Source organism: Burkholderia sp. MSMB1589WGS (assembly GCF_001636105.1).
In the GTDB taxonomy this organism is placed as follows: Bacteria; Pseudomonadota; Gammaproteobacteria; order Burkholderiales; family Burkholderiaceae; genus Burkholderia; species Burkholderia humptydooensis.
Genome location: NZ_LNJT01000008.1, coordinates 332,253 through 346,087 on the forward strand (window position 1 = coordinate 332,253; position 13,835 = coordinate 346,087).

Here is a 13,835-nt window from a genome sequence, read left to right on the forward strand (position 1 = left end):
ACGCCCGCTCTTGCCGCGCAGCCGGCTCCCGTCGCGCGATCCCCCGCGGATCGCCGTCAATCGAGCGATCTTTCATTGGAGTCCTGCCTGATGTTTCGTCGAGCCTTGATCGCCACCGCGTGCGCCGGATCGGCCATCGCCCTCTACGCGTGCGGCGGCACCGACAGCAGCACGCCCGTCACGTCGCAAAACGCGTTGCAGACCGCGACGCCGATCAAGCACCTCGTCGTGATCTACGGCGAGAACGTATCGTTCGACCACTACTTCGGCACCTATCCGAACGCCGCGAACCCGCCGGGCGAGCCGGCATTCAGCGCCGCGTCGGGCACGCCGCCGATCAACGGCCTGTCGGGCCTGCTGCTCACCGCGAACCCGAACGCGACGAATCCCGCGAACGGCGCGGGCGCGGCCAATCCGTTCCGCCTCGACCGCACGCAGGCCGCGACGGCCGACCAGAACCACGCGTACACGGCCGAAGAGCAGGCGTACGACAACGGCCTCGCGGACCTCTTCCCGAAATACACGGGCAAGGGTTCGAGCGGCGGCGCGGGCGCGTTCGGCACGACGGGCCAGGTGATGGGCTACTTCGACGGCAACACGGTGACCGCGCTGTGGAACTACGCGCAGCGCTTCGCGATGAGCGACAACGCGTACACGTCGACCTACGGCCCATCGACGCCGGGCGCGCTCAACGTGATCGCCGGCCAGACCGACGGGATGCAGATCGTGAAGACGTCGAAGGCCGTGTCGACGCTCGCGAAGACCTCGTACTACGTCAATGACGGCCAGGGCGGCCTCACGATGATCAACGACGTCGACCCGGGCTACGACGTGTGCTCGAGCCCGACCGATCAGGCGATGATGTCTGGCAAGAACATCGGCGATCTGCTGAACGCGCGCAACATCACGTGGGGCGGCTTCATGGGCGGCTTCAACCTGTCGACGGCGAACGCGAACGGCACGACGGGCTGCAAGCGCAGCACGATCGCGACCGCGGTGAACGCGGCGACGGCCGACTACATCCCGCACCACAACTGGTTCCAGTACTACGCGTCGACCGCGAACCCGCAGCACACGCGCCCGAGCGCGATCGCGGCGATCGGCTCGAGCGTCGAGACGGACGGCAAGACGCCCGAGCCCGCGAACCACCAGTACGACTCGGACGACTTCTTCGCGGCCGTGAAGGCGGGCAACTTCCCGTCGGTCAGCTTCCTGAAGGCGCCCGCCGCGCAGGACGCGCACGCCGGCTACTCGGACCCGCTCGACGAGCAGCAGTTCGTGACGAAGATCATCAACTTCCTGCAGCAGCAGCCCGACTGGGCGAACACCGCGGTGATCGTCACGTACGACGACTCGGACGGCTGGTACGACCATGCGTACACGTCGCCGACGCGCGCGTCGTTCGACGCGGTCGATCAACTGAACGGCAACGGCGTGTGCGGCGCCGGCGCCGCGACGACGGGCGTCGCCGGCGCGCCCGTCAACGGCCGCTGCGGCCCGGGCACGCGGATTCCGTTCGTCGTCGTGTCGCCGTGGGCAAAGCAGAACTACGTGAGCCACACGCTGATCGACCAGGCGTCGGTCGTGCGCTTCATCGAGGACAACTGGCTCGGCGGCCAGCGGATCGGCGGCGGCTCGTTCGATGCGACGGCGGGCGACATGCGCGATCTGTTCGACTTCTCGGGCGCGGTGAACAAGACGCCGCTGTACCTCGACCCGACGCTCGGCACGAAGCTCGCGACGGCGCCTTCGATCTGACGTCCTCGTCACGCACGCGGCGCGCCGCGCTGCCGCGCGACGCGCAATGCGCAACTGGCCGGCTGTCGTTCCGGCGCGCCGCGCCGGATTTTTCTTTTGCACGATCACGACCGAACGCTCCAGCATGGCCGAACCGCTTTCCGCGCAATCCGCTGCGCCTTCCCGCTCCGACGATTCCGCCCGGCCTCCTCGCCCCGCCCGATTCGACGCGTGCGCATCGGCGGCGCCTTCCGCCCCCTCGCCCCATGCACCCCATGCGCGCCGCCGCCGCGCGCACGCGATGCGCCACGTGCTGTCGGCCGCCGCGTTCGGCGTGCTCGGTCTCGCCGCATTCGCGCTCGCGTTTCCCGAGCACGCGCCGAGCGCGGTCGGCGCGATCGTCGAAGACCTGACGGGCGCGAATCCGCATCCGGTCGTGCTGCGCCGCCCGGCCGCCGAACCGTTGAGCGCGGTTGCGCAGCTCGGCCGGGCGTTGTTCTTCGATCCGTCGCTGTCCGCGTCGGGCCGACAGTCGTGCGCGTCGTGCCATAGTCCCGACCATGCATACGGCCCGCCGAACGATCTCGACGTGCAACTGGGCGGCGCCGCGCTGACGCGGCCCGGCTACCGGCCGCCGCCGTCGCTGATGTATCTGTACCGCCAGCCGAACTTCAGCATCGGCCCCGACTCGTCGGAGAACGACGATGCGGCGAGCGTCGCGCAACAGGCCGCGTCGGCGGCGGGCGTCGTGCGCGCGCAGAAGACGGCGGGCTCGGACGCCGCGCCGCAACTCGTGCCGCAAGGCGGGATGTTCTGGGACGGCCGCGCGGATACGCTGCAGCAGCAGGCGTTCGGCCCGCTGATGAATCCGGTCGAAATGGCGAACGCGAGCACCGACGACGTCGCGCACAAGCTCGCGAACGCGCGGTACGCGCCGCAGTTCCGGCAGTTGTTCGGCCCGCGTATCTTCGACGACGCGCGTCTTGCGGTGTCCGAAGCAATGTTCGCGATCGCGCGCTACCAGGTGGAGGACCCGTCGTTCCATCCGTATTCGAGCAAGTACGACCGCTGGCTCGAAGGCGACGCGCGGCTCACGCAGGCCGAGCTGCGCGGGCTGCGGCTCTTCAACGATCCGGCGAAGGCGAATTGCGCGGGCTGCCATCTGTCGAAGCCGGGCGCGGACGGCCTGCCGCCGATGTTCACCGATTTCCAGTACGAAGCGCTCGGCGTGCCGCGCAACCGCGCGCTCGCGCAGAACCGCAATCCGGCGTTCCACGATCTCGGCGTCTGCGGGCCGTTCCGCGACGACCTGAAAACGCAGACGCAATACTGCGGGATGTTCGCGACGCCGTCGCTGCGCAACGTCGCGACGCGCCGCGTGTTCTTCCACAACGGCGTCTATCACTCGCTCGATCGGGTGCTCGCGTTCTACAACCTGCGCAGCGTCGATCCGGGCAGGATCTATCCGCGCGACGCGAGCGGCCAAGTGCAGCAATACGACGACATCCCTAGCGCATATCGCGCGAACGTCGACGTCGCCGACGCGCCGTTCGACCGCAAGCCGGGCGACGCGCCCGCGATGACCGGGCAGGACATGCGCGACATCGTCGCATTCCTGAACACGCTGACCGACGAGAAGCGCTGAGCTTCGCGATGTGCGGCGGGTGGAATCGCGAACGGGGGTGTTCGCGATTCCGGGCTCGCCCGCCCCCCCGGTTCCCCGGCCCACGCCGCTGGCGACGGCCGGCGCCCGCAAGCTACAACGTCTCCGAGTTGTTCGTCGCGCGGCGCGATTTCTATAACGTTCGTACGGCCGTCGGTCATCGACGGGTCCGTGCATCGCATTACTTCAACAATACGATGGAGAATTCGACATGACCCAGAAATTCGTCGGTACGCACGTCGTCGGGCCGCGCGAGAAGCTGCCGCCCGGCAAGCCGTGGATCAATGCGCCGCTGACCGTCAAGGTTCCGTTCCCGGCGGAATTCACCGCCATTCCCGTTGTCATCGCGAGCGCGTTGCAGGACCCGAAACATGCGTCTCCGTATCCGGACACGTTCGCCGTCACCGTGATCAACGTCAGCAAGACCGATTTCACGGTCAACATCTGCCGCACCGATTATGTTCGCGACGAGTACACGACGAGCGGCTGGGGCCAGAATCTGCATCTGGCCTACATCGCGGAGACGCCCGCCTGATCGGGCATTCGGCGCGGCATTCGCAGCGCGCGACGCGCTTCCGATGTTCGCGCGGAAAACGGCGATGCCTGTCGAATCGCGCCGGCGGCAGGCATCGCCGATCGACATCGCCGATTGCGCCGTCGAGCCGGTCACGCCTTTCTTTCTCTCCTCCGCGCGAGCACCCGAAACGCCGCGACCGCTCCCGCCGCCGCGATCAGCATCGGAATCAGGAAATCGTGCCCAACGCGCGTGAACTCGACCACGAGCACGATCGCGGTGAGCGGCATCTGCATCGACGCGGCGAGAAACGCGGCTGCGCCGACGATCGCGAACGCGCCGGTCGGCTCGCCCGGCCACGCAACACTCCATAGCCCGCCGAGCACGATCGCGAGCAACGCGCCGTTCGCGATCCCCGGCGTCAGCAGACCGCCCTCGGCGCCCGCGCGCAGGCTGCTCCACGTGATCGCGATCTTCAGCACGAGCAGCGTCGCCGCGAGCCCCATCGCGAGTTGTCCGTCGAAGCCGAGCGCGACCGGCCCCTTGCCGTTGCCGAGTAGTGGCGGAAACACCGTCGCGAGCGCGCCGACGATCGTGAAGTTGACGAGCGCGAGCACCGGCAGCCGCGCGTCCTTCGGCGCGCGCGCCCGCGCGTGTGCGGTCAGCCGCGCGAAGCCGTACGCGGCGACGCCGAAGAGCGGCCCGCACACGGCCGACCACGCGAACAGCGAAGCGCCGGCCGCGAGCGGCGCGACGTGGTACTGCTGCTCGTTGCCGAGCCCGATCCAGGCGACGAGCGTCGCGATCGCGGACGTCGCGACGGCCGGCACGAGCGCGCGCCACGCGAACGTGCCGAGCAGCACCTCGAGCACGAACAGCGCGCCGCCGAGTGGCACGTTGTAGACGGCGGCGAGCCCGGCGCCCGCGCCGCACGCGACCATCACCCGCGCGTCGGCAGCGGGCAGCCCGACGCGATGCGCGAGCCAGCCGGCCCACATCGCGCCGATCTCGCGCGGCGCGACCTCGCGGCCGAGCGGCGAGCCGAGCGCGACGGTGACGATCTGCAGCAGCGCGTGCGCGGTCGTGCTCGCGGCCGGCATTCGCGGATCGTCGGCGCGCACCGCGCGGCGAATGCCGACGAGCGGCGCGCCGAACCGGTACAGCGCCCACCAGCCGCCGCCCGCGACGACGCCGCAACCGATCAGCACCACGAACCGCCGCAGCGGCGGCGCGGCCGTCACGCCCTGAAGGAAGCTCTCTTCGCCGATCGCGTGCGCGACGTCGTACCCATACGCGACGTGCTGGATCGCGTGCAGCAGCAGCGCGAGCAGCATGCCGCCCAGGCCCGCGCCGACACCCGTCAGCAGCGTGACGGCGGCGAGCTCGACGAGCGGACCGCGCGAGGCGGCGGACGCGGATGACGACGGCCGGGCGGAAGGAATCGACGAAGCGGACGAAGCAGATGCGATCGGATTGAACATGTGCGATGACGAATCGAGGAAGCGAACGCGCGCGTCTCGGCACGCTCGCTCGGCATGAACGAATGGCGCCATCGTATGCGCCGGTCAATCATGAAACAAATGGATTTTTCTTATCTATTGATGAGTTCTACACATTCAATCCGACGTCACGCGTTGCGCTCGTCCCGCCCGGACCGGCGACGCTGTCCGTGTCACGCCCCAGGCGCCCCTCCTCGCGTTTTCCCTGATCGCCGCGCGCTTGACACCGCGCATCGCATCGACAACACTTCGTGACACCGCAAGTGTGATCACGGATCACAGATCAAACCACAAGGAGCCCGTCTTGGCGCCGCGCATCGTCCCGCCCGCTCTCGAAGCCATCGAACAGGAAACGATGGCCGACAAGGTCTACCAGCAACTGCGCGAGGCGCTGATGAGCGGCCGCTTCGCGCCCGGCCAGGCACTCAGCCTGCGCAGCGTCGCCGAGGCGGTCGGCTCGTCGACGATGCCCGTGCGCGCCGCGCTCACGCGGCTGCGCGCGGAGCGCGCGCTCGTCGACGGCCCGAACCGTGCGCTCGTCGTGCCGCCGATGACGGTCGAGATGCTCGACGAGCTGCGCGACGTGCGGATCGCGCTCGAAGGCTGCGTCGCCGAGCGCGCGGCGACGCGGATGACCGACGCGCAGATCGCCGGCGTGCGGCGCATCTGCGAGACGATGAACGCGCACGTCGAAGCCGGCCGAAGCCGCGCGTACCTGCAAAGCAACTTCGCGTTCCACAACGCGATCTACACGCACGGCGCGAGCGAGAACACGCTCGCGATCATCCGGAATCTATGGATGCGGATCGGCCCGTTCCTGAACATGGTCGCGCTCGACGTGCCGCATATGCGGCGCTCGATGGACGCGCACCGCGCGATCGTCGACGCGCTCGAGCGCCGCGACGGCGCGGGCGCGCGTGCGGGCATCGCGCTCGACATCGGCGGCGCCGCGCACGACCTCGCCGGGACGCTCGCGGCCGGGCGCGAGCGGCTCGGCCCGCGCCGGCTCGCGAAGAACGCGAAGAACGAATAGGCTTCGCGAATCGAATCATCTGCATCGCCAAACAAAACAACTGACATCACTGGAGACAGACACGCATGGCCGCAATCGATCTGCTGAAACCATACGCCGGGCTGCGCGTACTCGTGACGGGCGGCGCGTCCGGCATCGGACTCGCGATCGCCGACGCGTTCGCCGAATGCGGCGGCAAGGTTCACGTCTGCGACGCGTCCGAGAAGGCGCTTGCCGCGCTCGCGGACCGGCCGTCGCGCGCCGCGCTCGGCACGACGCTCGCCGACGTCGCCGATCCGGCCGCCGTTGGGCGCGTGTTCGACGATGTCGCGCGCACGCTCGGCGGGCTCGACGTGCTCGTCAACAACGCCGGCGTCGCCGGACCGACGGGCGGCATCGACGAGATCGATCCCGCGCAATGGGAGCAGACAGTCGCGATCAACCTGAACGCGCAGTTCCAGTTCGCGCGCCGCGCGGTGCCGATGCTGCGCGACGCGCCGCACGGCGGCGCGATCATCGCGCTGTCGTCGGTCGCGGGGCGGCTCGGCTATGCGTTTCGCACGCCGTATTCGGCCACGAAGTGGGCGGTCGTCGGCCTCGTGAAGAGCCTCGCGATCGAGCTCGGCCCGCTCGGCATCCGCGTGAACGCGATCCAGCCGGGCATCGTGCGCGGCCCGCGGATGCGCCGCGTGATCGAGGCGCGCGCCGCGCAACTCGGCATCGGCCACGACGAGATGGAAGCGCGCTATCTCGAGAAAATCTCGCTGCGCCGGATGACCGATCCGGACGAGATCGCGGCGACCGCGCTCTTCCTCTGCTCGCCGGGCGGGCACGGGATTTCCGGACAGACGATTTCCGTCTGCGGCAACGTCGAGGCGCTCTGATCCGCCGCCATTCATTCGCCCTTCATTGCCTCCATCTCCCTTCACCGCCGAGCATCGAAAGGAGCCCTAACGTGGCCAGCCCCCGCAAAGTCGTCATCACCTGCGCGCCGACGGGCGCGATCCATACGCCGTCGATGTCGCCGCATCTGCCCGTGACGCCGCGCGAGATCGAGGATGCCGCGGTCGCGGCGGCCGAAGCCGGCGCGGCGATCCTGCACCTGCACGCGCGCGATCCCGCCGACGGCCGGCCGACGCAGGACCCGGCCGTGTTCGCCGAATTCCTGCCGCGCATCAAGGCGCGCACCAACGCGGTGATCAACATCACGACGGGCGGCAGCCCGCACATGACGGTCGCCGAGCGCCTGCGTCCCGCGCATCATTTCCAGCCCGAAGTCGCGTCGCTGAACATGGGCTCGATGAACTTCGGCCTGTATCCGATACTCGAGCGCTTTCGCGAATTCCGGCATCCGTGGGAGCGCGAGCATCTTGAAAAGAGCCGCGATCTCGTGTTCAAGAACACGTTCGCCGACATCGAGACGATCCTCGCGAACTGCAGCGCGAACGGCACCCGCTTCGAATTCGAGTGCTACGACATTTCGCACCTGTACAACCTCGCGCATTTCGTCGAGCGCGGGCTCGCGAAGCCGCCGTTCTTCATCCAGAGCGTGTTCGGGCTCCTCGGCGGCATCGGCGCGCATCCGGAGGATCTCGCGCACATGCGCCGCACGGCGGACCGCCTGTTCGGCGGCGATTACGTGTGGTCGGTCCTCGGCACGGGCAAAAACCAGATTCCGCTCGCGACGATCGGCGCGGCCCAGGGCGCGAACGTGCGCGTCGGCATCGAGGATTCGCTGTGGATCGCGCCCGGCAAGCTCGCCGAATCGAGCGCCGCGCAGGTGCGCAAGATTCGTCAGGTGCTCGAAGGATTGTCGCTCGAGATCGCGACGCCCGCCGACGCGCGCGCGATGCTCGCGCTCAAGGGCGGCGACGCGGTCAACTTCTGAGCCCGCGCCGCCCGACCATTCGACACGCAAGCGCAGACACGCGGCATCGGCGCACGCCGATGCCCGGCAGGCCGCCTTTCGCCCCGCTCGCCCCGAGCGCCGCCGGCGCGCGGCCCGCGCATCTGCCCGTCATCTGCTGAACGCGGAGCGCCGTGCTTGCCGTGCGCTCCGGATCGCCTCTCACGGAGTCGCACCCATGTCCGCACCCCATGCCGAAGCCCTCTATCCGCCTGTCGGCGACGCGCGCGCGTCGTTGAACCGCCTGCTGTTTCGCAAGCTGATGCCGATCCTGATCACCGCGTACGTGATCAGCTTTCTCGACCGCACGAACATCGCGTTCGCGAAGCACTCGATGGCCATCGATCTCGGCCTCTCGTCGGCGGCATACGGCCTCGGCGCGGGGCTCTTCTTCCTCACGTACGCATTGTTCGAGATCCCGAGCAATCTGATCATGCATTGCGCCGGCGCACGGTTCTGGATCGCGCGGATCATGATCACGTGGGGCGCGCTGTCCGTCGCGATGGCGCTCGTGCGCGGCGAAACCTCCTTCTACGCGATGCGGCTCCTGCTCGGCGCCGCGGAGGCCGGGCTCTTTCCGGGCGTGATGCTGTATCTGACGTACTGGTTCGGTCGCGAGGAACGCGCGCGCGCAACCGGCTATTTCCTGCTCGGCGTATGCGTCGCGAACATCGTCGGCGGCCCGCTCGCGGGCGCGCTGCTCGAGCTCGACGGCGCGCTCGGGCTGCACGGCTGGCAGTGGCTCTTCATCGTCGAAGGCGTTCCGGCGATCGCGCTCGCGTTCGTCATCTGGACCCGCCTGCCGGACCGGCCGAGCGACGCGCGCTGGCTCGCGCCCGAGCTCGGCCGCGCGCTCGAGCGCACGCTCGCGAACGAGCAGGCGGCGGGCACGGCGGCGCACGGCGCGCACGCGTTCGGCGCCGCGCTGCGCGATCCGCAGATCTGGCTCGCGATCTTCGTGTACTTCTGCCATCAATTGACGATCTACACGATGATCTTCTTCCTGCCCGGCATCATCGGCGAATCGGGACGCGTCACGCCGATCGTCGTCGGCCTGCTGAGCGCGATGCCGTGGATCGCCGCAGCGCTCGGCGCGGCGACGCTGCCGCGCTTCGCGCGCGATTCGTCGCGGTCGCGGCGGATTCTGTGCATGGGGCTCGCGGTGATGGCGGCGGGGCTCGTCTGCGCCGCGTATGCGCCGCCCGCGGCCGCGCTCGCGAGCGCGTGCGCGGCCGCGTCGATGTTCTTCGTCGTGCAGTCGATCGTCTTCACGTTTCCGGCCTCGCGCCTCGCGGGCAGCGCACTCGCGGGCGGGCTCGGCCTCGTCAACACGTGCGGCCTGCTCGGCGGCTTCGTCGGGCCCACCGTGGTCGGCGCGATCGAGCAGACGACCGGTCACGCGAAGAACGGCCTCGCGTTTCTCGCGATCGCGCTCGTCGTCGCCGCGTTCGCGAGCCTGCGGCTGCGTCACGGGCACGAGTGACGGCATCGAACGCGGCGGGCGGTGAGCGGCAAGCGGCGGGCCGCATGCGTCCGCCGCCACGCGTCAGCGCGCGGCCGGGTAGTCGATGCGCTCGGGCACGCGGCGCATGATCACGTCGCCGCCGCGAATCGACAGCAGCGCCTTCGCCTGCCGCCGCAGCGCCTCGTAATCGTCGGACGCGTCGAGCACGACGAGATTCGCGGGGCGCCCCGGCTCGATTCCGTAGCGCTCGCCGAGATGCATCGCGCGCGCGCTGTGGTCGGTGACGAAATCGAGGCTGCGCGCGAGATCCTGATAGCCCATCATGTGGCAGATGTGCAGCCCCGCATCGAGTGCGCGCAGGATGTTGCCGTTGCCGAGCGGATACCACGGATCGCGAATCGAATCCTGGCCGAAGCACACGTTCATCCCGGCGCGGTCGAGCTCGGCGACGCGCGTGAGCCCGCGGCGCTTCGGGAACGTGTCGAAGCGGCCCTGCAGATGAATGCTCTCGGTCGGGCACGAAATGAAGTTGATCTCCGAGCGCTTGAGCAGGCGAAACAGCTTCGAGCAGTACGCATTGTCGTACGAGCCCATCGCGGTCGTGTGGCTCGCCGTCACGCGCGCGCCGATCCCGCGCACGCGCGCCTCTTCGGCGAGCACTTCGAGAAAGCGCGAGTTCGGATCGTCGGTCTCGTCGCAGTGCACGTCGACGAGGCAGCCGCTGCGCTCGGCGAGATCCATCAGGAACGCGATCGAGCTCACGCCCTGCTCGCGCGTGTTCTCGAAGTGCGGAATGCCGCCGACGACGTCCGCGCCCATCTCGATCGCCCGCTCCATCAGCGCGCGGCCGCCGTCGAACGATTCGATCCCTTCCTGCGGAAACGCGACGATCTGCAGATCGACCAGCCCGCGCGCCTCGGCCTTCACTTCGAGCATCGCCTCGAGCGCCGCAAGCGAAGGGTCGGTCACGTCGACGTGCGTGCGCACGTGCTGGATGCCGTGATCGCGCAGCATCCCGATCGCCGCATGCGCGCGCGTCTTCGTGTCCTCGCGCGTGATCGTCGCCTTGCGCTGCGCCCAGCGCTCGATCCCCTCGAACAGCGTGCCGCTCATGTTCCACTCGGGCTCGCCCGCCGTCAGCACCGCATCGAGGTGGATATGCGGCTCGACGAGCGGCGGGATCACGAGCTTGCCGTCGACGTCGATTTCGTCCGCGCGCGGCGCGCCTTGCACGCCGATGCGCGCCGGCTGCGGCGTGACGCTCGCGATCGCGCCGCCGTCGAACGCGATGCTGAAAAGGCCGCTGCGCTTGCGCAGCGTCGCGTTGATGAGCTTCATCAGAACTCCTGTCGTTGCGTGTCCGACATCCGCCAAGCGAGCAGCGCGACGGATGCGTTCAACCGAAAATACGGATCGGCGAGCGATTGCCCCGATTGCGTCTCGATCCTGCGCAGCCGGTGATTGAGCGTGTTGCGATGGATCGACAGTTGCTCGGCCGCCTTGATCGCGTTGCCGTTTTCCTGAAGCAGCGCTTCGAGCGTTTCGATCAGCATCGTCGGATGCTTGCGGTTGCTGTCGAGCAGATTGCCGAGCGTTTCCTTCACGAAGCCGTCGATCAGCGTCGGATCGGGAATGGCGGCGAGCAGCTTCAGCACGCCCAGCTCGCTGTAGTCGCACAGCCCCTGCCCCGCGCGCATGCCCTCGGCGACGCCGAGCGCCTGCCGCGCCTCGGCGAGCCCGCGGCAGTAATGGCGCGCGGCGCCGACCGTCGACGAGATCCCGACGAACAGCGTGAGCGGGCCGATCTGCCGGTTCAACGCGTCGCGCAGCGCGCCGAGCGCGAGCTTGTGCTTCCTGAAACGCGGGTCGTCGCACGGCAGCAGCAGCACGAACAGTTCGCCCTGCTCGACCACCGGCAACGCACCGCCCTCGTCGCGCAGCCAGTCGTCCAGGCCGCGCTGCACCGTCTGCCGCGCATCCTGCAGCAGCGCCTCCGCCGCGGCCGGATCGCGGCCTTCGAAGAGCGCGGGCACGCCCGCGAGCCGAAGCGCGACGACGCGGCGCGGCCGATCGAGCGCGAGCTGGAGGTTGCGCGCGCGATGGGCCGCGATGTCGATGCTCGGGTAATCGCCCGTCAGCAACTGGTTCACGATGTCGCGCTGCGAGCGCAGCGTGTTCTCGTGCCGCACGAGCGCGGTGCCGATCAACTGCGTGACGATCACCATCTTCAGCAGATACGGCTGCTCGATCAGCACGATCTCGAGCTGCTCGGCAAGCGCGACGACCGAATCGGGAATGCGGCGAATGAACGCCTCGCCCGTCAGGATCACCATCCCGGCGATGCGGCTCTTCGCGCCTTCGCGAATCAGTTGCAGCAGGTTCGCCTCGTCGCGCGGATGATTGATCCCGGTGACGAACACGAGCTCGCCGCCCATCACCCAGTCGGCGATGCCTTCGTTCTCCGCGACGTAGTACCAGCGCACCGGCCGTTGCATGCCGCGCTCGCCCGCGCGCAGCGCGAGCTCTTCGAGACCGGGCAACTGCAGGATCTCGCCCACGGTCAGACTCATCGCTTCACTCCCCCTGGACCGACGGCGCACGCGCGGTTCGGCCCGCGATCTGCACGAACACGACATAGCAGAGCGACGACGCGGCGATGCCCACGAGCGGCGCGATCCACGGCGACGCGTATGCGAGCGCCGCGCCGATCGCATACGCGGCGAGCCCGGCGGCGTTCAAGCGCGGCAGCCGCGCGGTCGCGATCGCCGGATAGCGGCCGCGGTGGCGATACCAGAAGTCGGCGAGCATCACGCCGCCGACGGGCGGAATGATCGAGCCGAGCAGGATCAGGAACGGAATCAGCAGTTCGTACATGCCGCCGATCGCGAGCACGATGCCGAGCACCGCGCCGGCGAGCGTCAGCGTGCGGCGGCGCTCGCTGCGCAACAGATGGCACGCGGCCGCCGATACGTTGTAGATCGTCGGCCCCTGGATCGTCCACAGGTTCAGGCAGAGCATCACGACGGCCGCGATCGACAGCCCTTGCAGCATCATCACTTCGACGATGTCGGACTGCTGATAGACGATCGCGCAGTACGCGCCCGCGACGATCATCAACCCGTTGCCGACGAAAAAGCCGATCATGCTCGCCGCGACGGCCGCGCGGCCGCTTTTCGCGAGCCGCGTCCAGTTCGTCGCCTGCGTCGCGCCGCTCGCGAACGTGCCGAACACCATCGTGACCGCGGCGGCGAAGCTCATCGGCTGCGTCGGCACGATCTTCGCGAGGCCCGGCCAGCCGCCGACGTCGTGCGTCGCGATCCACATCGACGTGACGAGCAGCACGAACATCAGCGGCACCGACACGCGCGACAGCGCGTCCATCCCGCGATAGCCGACGATCGCGGTGATCGAGAAGCCAAATCCGAACAGCACCATCAGCGGCGTCGTCACCGACGCGGGCCAGCCGAGCATCTTGACGAGCACGATCGCGACAGTCGCGGTGCCCCACGCGTACCAGCCGAGCTCGGCGAAGCCGAGCAGGAAATCGGACAGCTTGCTGCCGACTTCGCCGAAGCAGAAGCGCCCCATCAGCACCGAATTCAGCCCGCTGCGCGACGCGACGAACGCGAGCGCGGCCGCGTAGGCGGCGAGCAGCAGATTGCCGACGACCGCGACCCACACCATGTCGACGACGCGAAACGCGACGCCGATCTTGCCGCCCGCGAACATCGTGCCCGTGAAGAACGTGAAGCTGAGCAGCACCATCGTGATCGACAGTGCGCCTTTGCGCTCGTGCGCCGGCACCTCGCTCAATGAAAATTCGCCCCGTGTCGCCATGTCTTTTGGCCTCCAGCATTTCAGCGTGAACGGATGATGCCCGGCCAATAAAGCCGCCGCATCCCGATTCGGACAATTAATACCGAAATCGAACTCGAGTATGGCAAAGCGGACAATTCCCGTCATTCACCTTGCACAAGCGACATCCATCATGCCGCTACCCGGCCGCCATTTTACTGTGCAAAGCGCTCAACGCAATCAC

Annotated in this window: 11 protein-coding genes; 7 read left to right on the forward strand and 4 right to left on the reverse strand. The window is 68.7% G+C overall.

Annotated elements, in window-relative coordinates; all coding sequences use genetic code 11:
* Positions 1 to 90 precede the first annotated feature (90 nt).
* From WT16_RS19510 to WT16_RS19520, 3 genes are all read left to right on the forward strand, one after another.
* Positions 91 to 1,758, forward strand: coding sequence for an alkaline phosphatase family protein (locus WT16_RS19510; protein ID WP_015603269.1), 1,668 nt, complete (start codon positions 91 to 93; stop codon positions 1,756 to 1,758).
* Positions 1,759 to 1,804: 46 nt separating this feature from the next.
* Positions 1,805 to 3,382, forward strand: a complete 1,578-nt coding sequence (locus tag WT16_RS19515) for a cytochrome c peroxidase (RefSeq protein WP_348982108.1) — start codon at positions 1,805 to 1,807, stop codon at positions 3,380 to 3,382.
* 229 nt (positions 3,383 to 3,611) lie between these two features.
* The gene (locus WT16_RS19520) at positions 3,612 to 3,935 is read left to right on the forward strand and encodes a hypothetical protein (RefSeq protein WP_006027563.1); all 324 of its coding nucleotides are present in this window, start codon (positions 3,612 to 3,614) and stop codon (positions 3,933 to 3,935) included.
* A 131-nt stretch (positions 3,936 to 4,066) separates the two neighbouring features.
* On the opposite strand, the gene WT16_RS19525 is transcribed toward WT16_RS19520, so the two are convergent.
* Positions 4,067 to 5,395 (reverse strand): chloride channel protein, encoded by a 1,329-nt coding sequence (locus WT16_RS19525; protein WP_063534903.1) that lies wholly within the window; start codon positions 5,393 to 5,395, stop codon positions 4,067 to 4,069.
* A gap of 322 nt (positions 5,396 to 5,717) precedes the next feature.
* Between WT16_RS19525 and WT16_RS19530 the strand changes: the two genes are divergently transcribed.
* The 4 genes from WT16_RS19530 (at position 5,718) to WT16_RS19545 (ending at position 9,814) form a co-directional block, all read left to right on the forward strand.
* A complete protein-coding gene (locus tag WT16_RS19530) occupies positions 5,718 to 6,446 on the forward strand; it encodes a GntR family transcriptional regulator (protein WP_006027565.1) in 729 nt (242 codons plus the stop codon).
* A gap of 65 nt (positions 6,447 to 6,511) precedes the next feature.
* Positions 6,512 to 7,309, forward strand: coding sequence for an SDR family oxidoreductase (locus WT16_RS19535; protein ID WP_006027566.1), 798 nt, complete (start codon positions 6,512 to 6,514; stop codon positions 7,307 to 7,309).
* Between the two features lie 71 nt (positions 7,310 to 7,380).
* Positions 7,381 to 8,313, forward strand: a complete 933-nt coding sequence (locus WT16_RS19540; RefSeq protein ID WP_063534004.1) for a 3-keto-5-aminohexanoate cleavage protein — start codon at positions 7,381 to 7,383, stop codon at positions 8,311 to 8,313.
* Between the two features lie 196 nt (positions 8,314 to 8,509).
* Positions 8,510 to 9,814 carry an MFS transporter gene (locus tag WT16_RS19545; RefSeq protein WP_006027568.1) on the forward strand — a complete coding sequence of 435 codons (1,305 nt, stop codon included), beginning with the start codon at positions 8,510 to 8,512 and terminating at the stop codon, positions 9,812 to 9,814.
* 63 nt (positions 9,815 to 9,877) lie between these two features.
* On the opposite strand, the gene codA is transcribed toward WT16_RS19545, so the two are convergent.
* From codA to codB, 3 genes are read right to left on the reverse strand one after another with little or no spacing between them, the layout of a single operon-like run.
* Positions 9,878 to 11,134 carry a cytosine deaminase gene (codA, locus tag WT16_RS19550; protein ID WP_063534005.1) on the reverse strand — a complete coding sequence of 419 codons (1,257 nt, stop codon included), beginning with the start codon at positions 11,132 to 11,134 and terminating at the stop codon, positions 9,878 to 9,880.
* Positions 11,134 to 12,366: a PucR family transcriptional regulator gene (locus tag WT16_RS19555; protein WP_063534006.1), complete on the reverse strand. Its 1,233-nt coding sequence runs from the start codon at positions 12,364 to 12,366 to the stop codon at positions 11,134 to 11,136. The genes codA and WT16_RS19555 overlap by 1 nt, the downstream gene beginning before the upstream one ends.
* Before the next feature lie 4 nt (positions 12,367 to 12,370).
* Entirely contained in the window at positions 12,371 to 13,633 is a 1,263-nt protein-coding gene (gene codB / locus WT16_RS19560; protein WP_063534007.1) for a cytosine permease, read from the reverse strand.
* Positions 13,634 to 13,835 lie beyond the last annotated feature (202 nt).

What these genes read in the sequence shown, in the direction of transcription:
- codA (WP_063534005.1), bottom strand. Translation starts at nt 11,134, where the DNA reads ATGAAGCTCATCAACGCGACGCTGCGCAAGCGCAGCGGCCTTTTCAGC.
- WT16_RS19545 (WP_006027568.1), top strand. Translation starts at nt 8,510, where the DNA reads ATGTCCGCACCCCATGCCGAAGCCCTCTATCCGCCTGTCGGCGACGCG.
- WT16_RS19535 (WP_006027566.1), top strand. Translation starts at nt 6,512, where the DNA reads ATGGCCGCAATCGATCTGCTGAAACCATACGCCGGGCTGCGCGTACTC.
- WT16_RS19520 (WP_006027563.1), top strand. Translation starts at nt 3,612, where the DNA reads ATGACCCAGAAATTCGTCGGTACGCACGTCGTCGGGCCGCGCGAGAAG.
- codB (WP_063534007.1), bottom strand. Translation starts at nt 13,633, where the DNA reads ATGGCGACACGGGGCGAATTTTCATTGAGCGAGGTGCCGGCGCACGAG.
- WT16_RS19525 (WP_063534903.1), bottom strand. Translation starts at nt 5,395, where the DNA reads ATGTTCAATCCGATCGCATCTGCTTCGTCCGCTTCGTCGATTCCTTCC.
- WT16_RS19515 (WP_348982108.1), top strand. Translation starts at nt 1,805, where the DNA reads ATGCGCAACTGGCCGGCTGTCGTTCCGGCGCGCCGCGCCGGATTTTTC.
- WT16_RS19555 (WP_063534006.1), bottom strand. Translation starts at nt 12,366, where the DNA reads ATGAGTCTGACCGTGGGCGAGATCCTGCAGTTGCCCGGTCTCGAAGAG.
- WT16_RS19510 (WP_015603269.1), top strand. Translation starts at nt 91, where the DNA reads ATGTTTCGTCGAGCCTTGATCGCCACCGCGTGCGCCGGATCGGCCATC.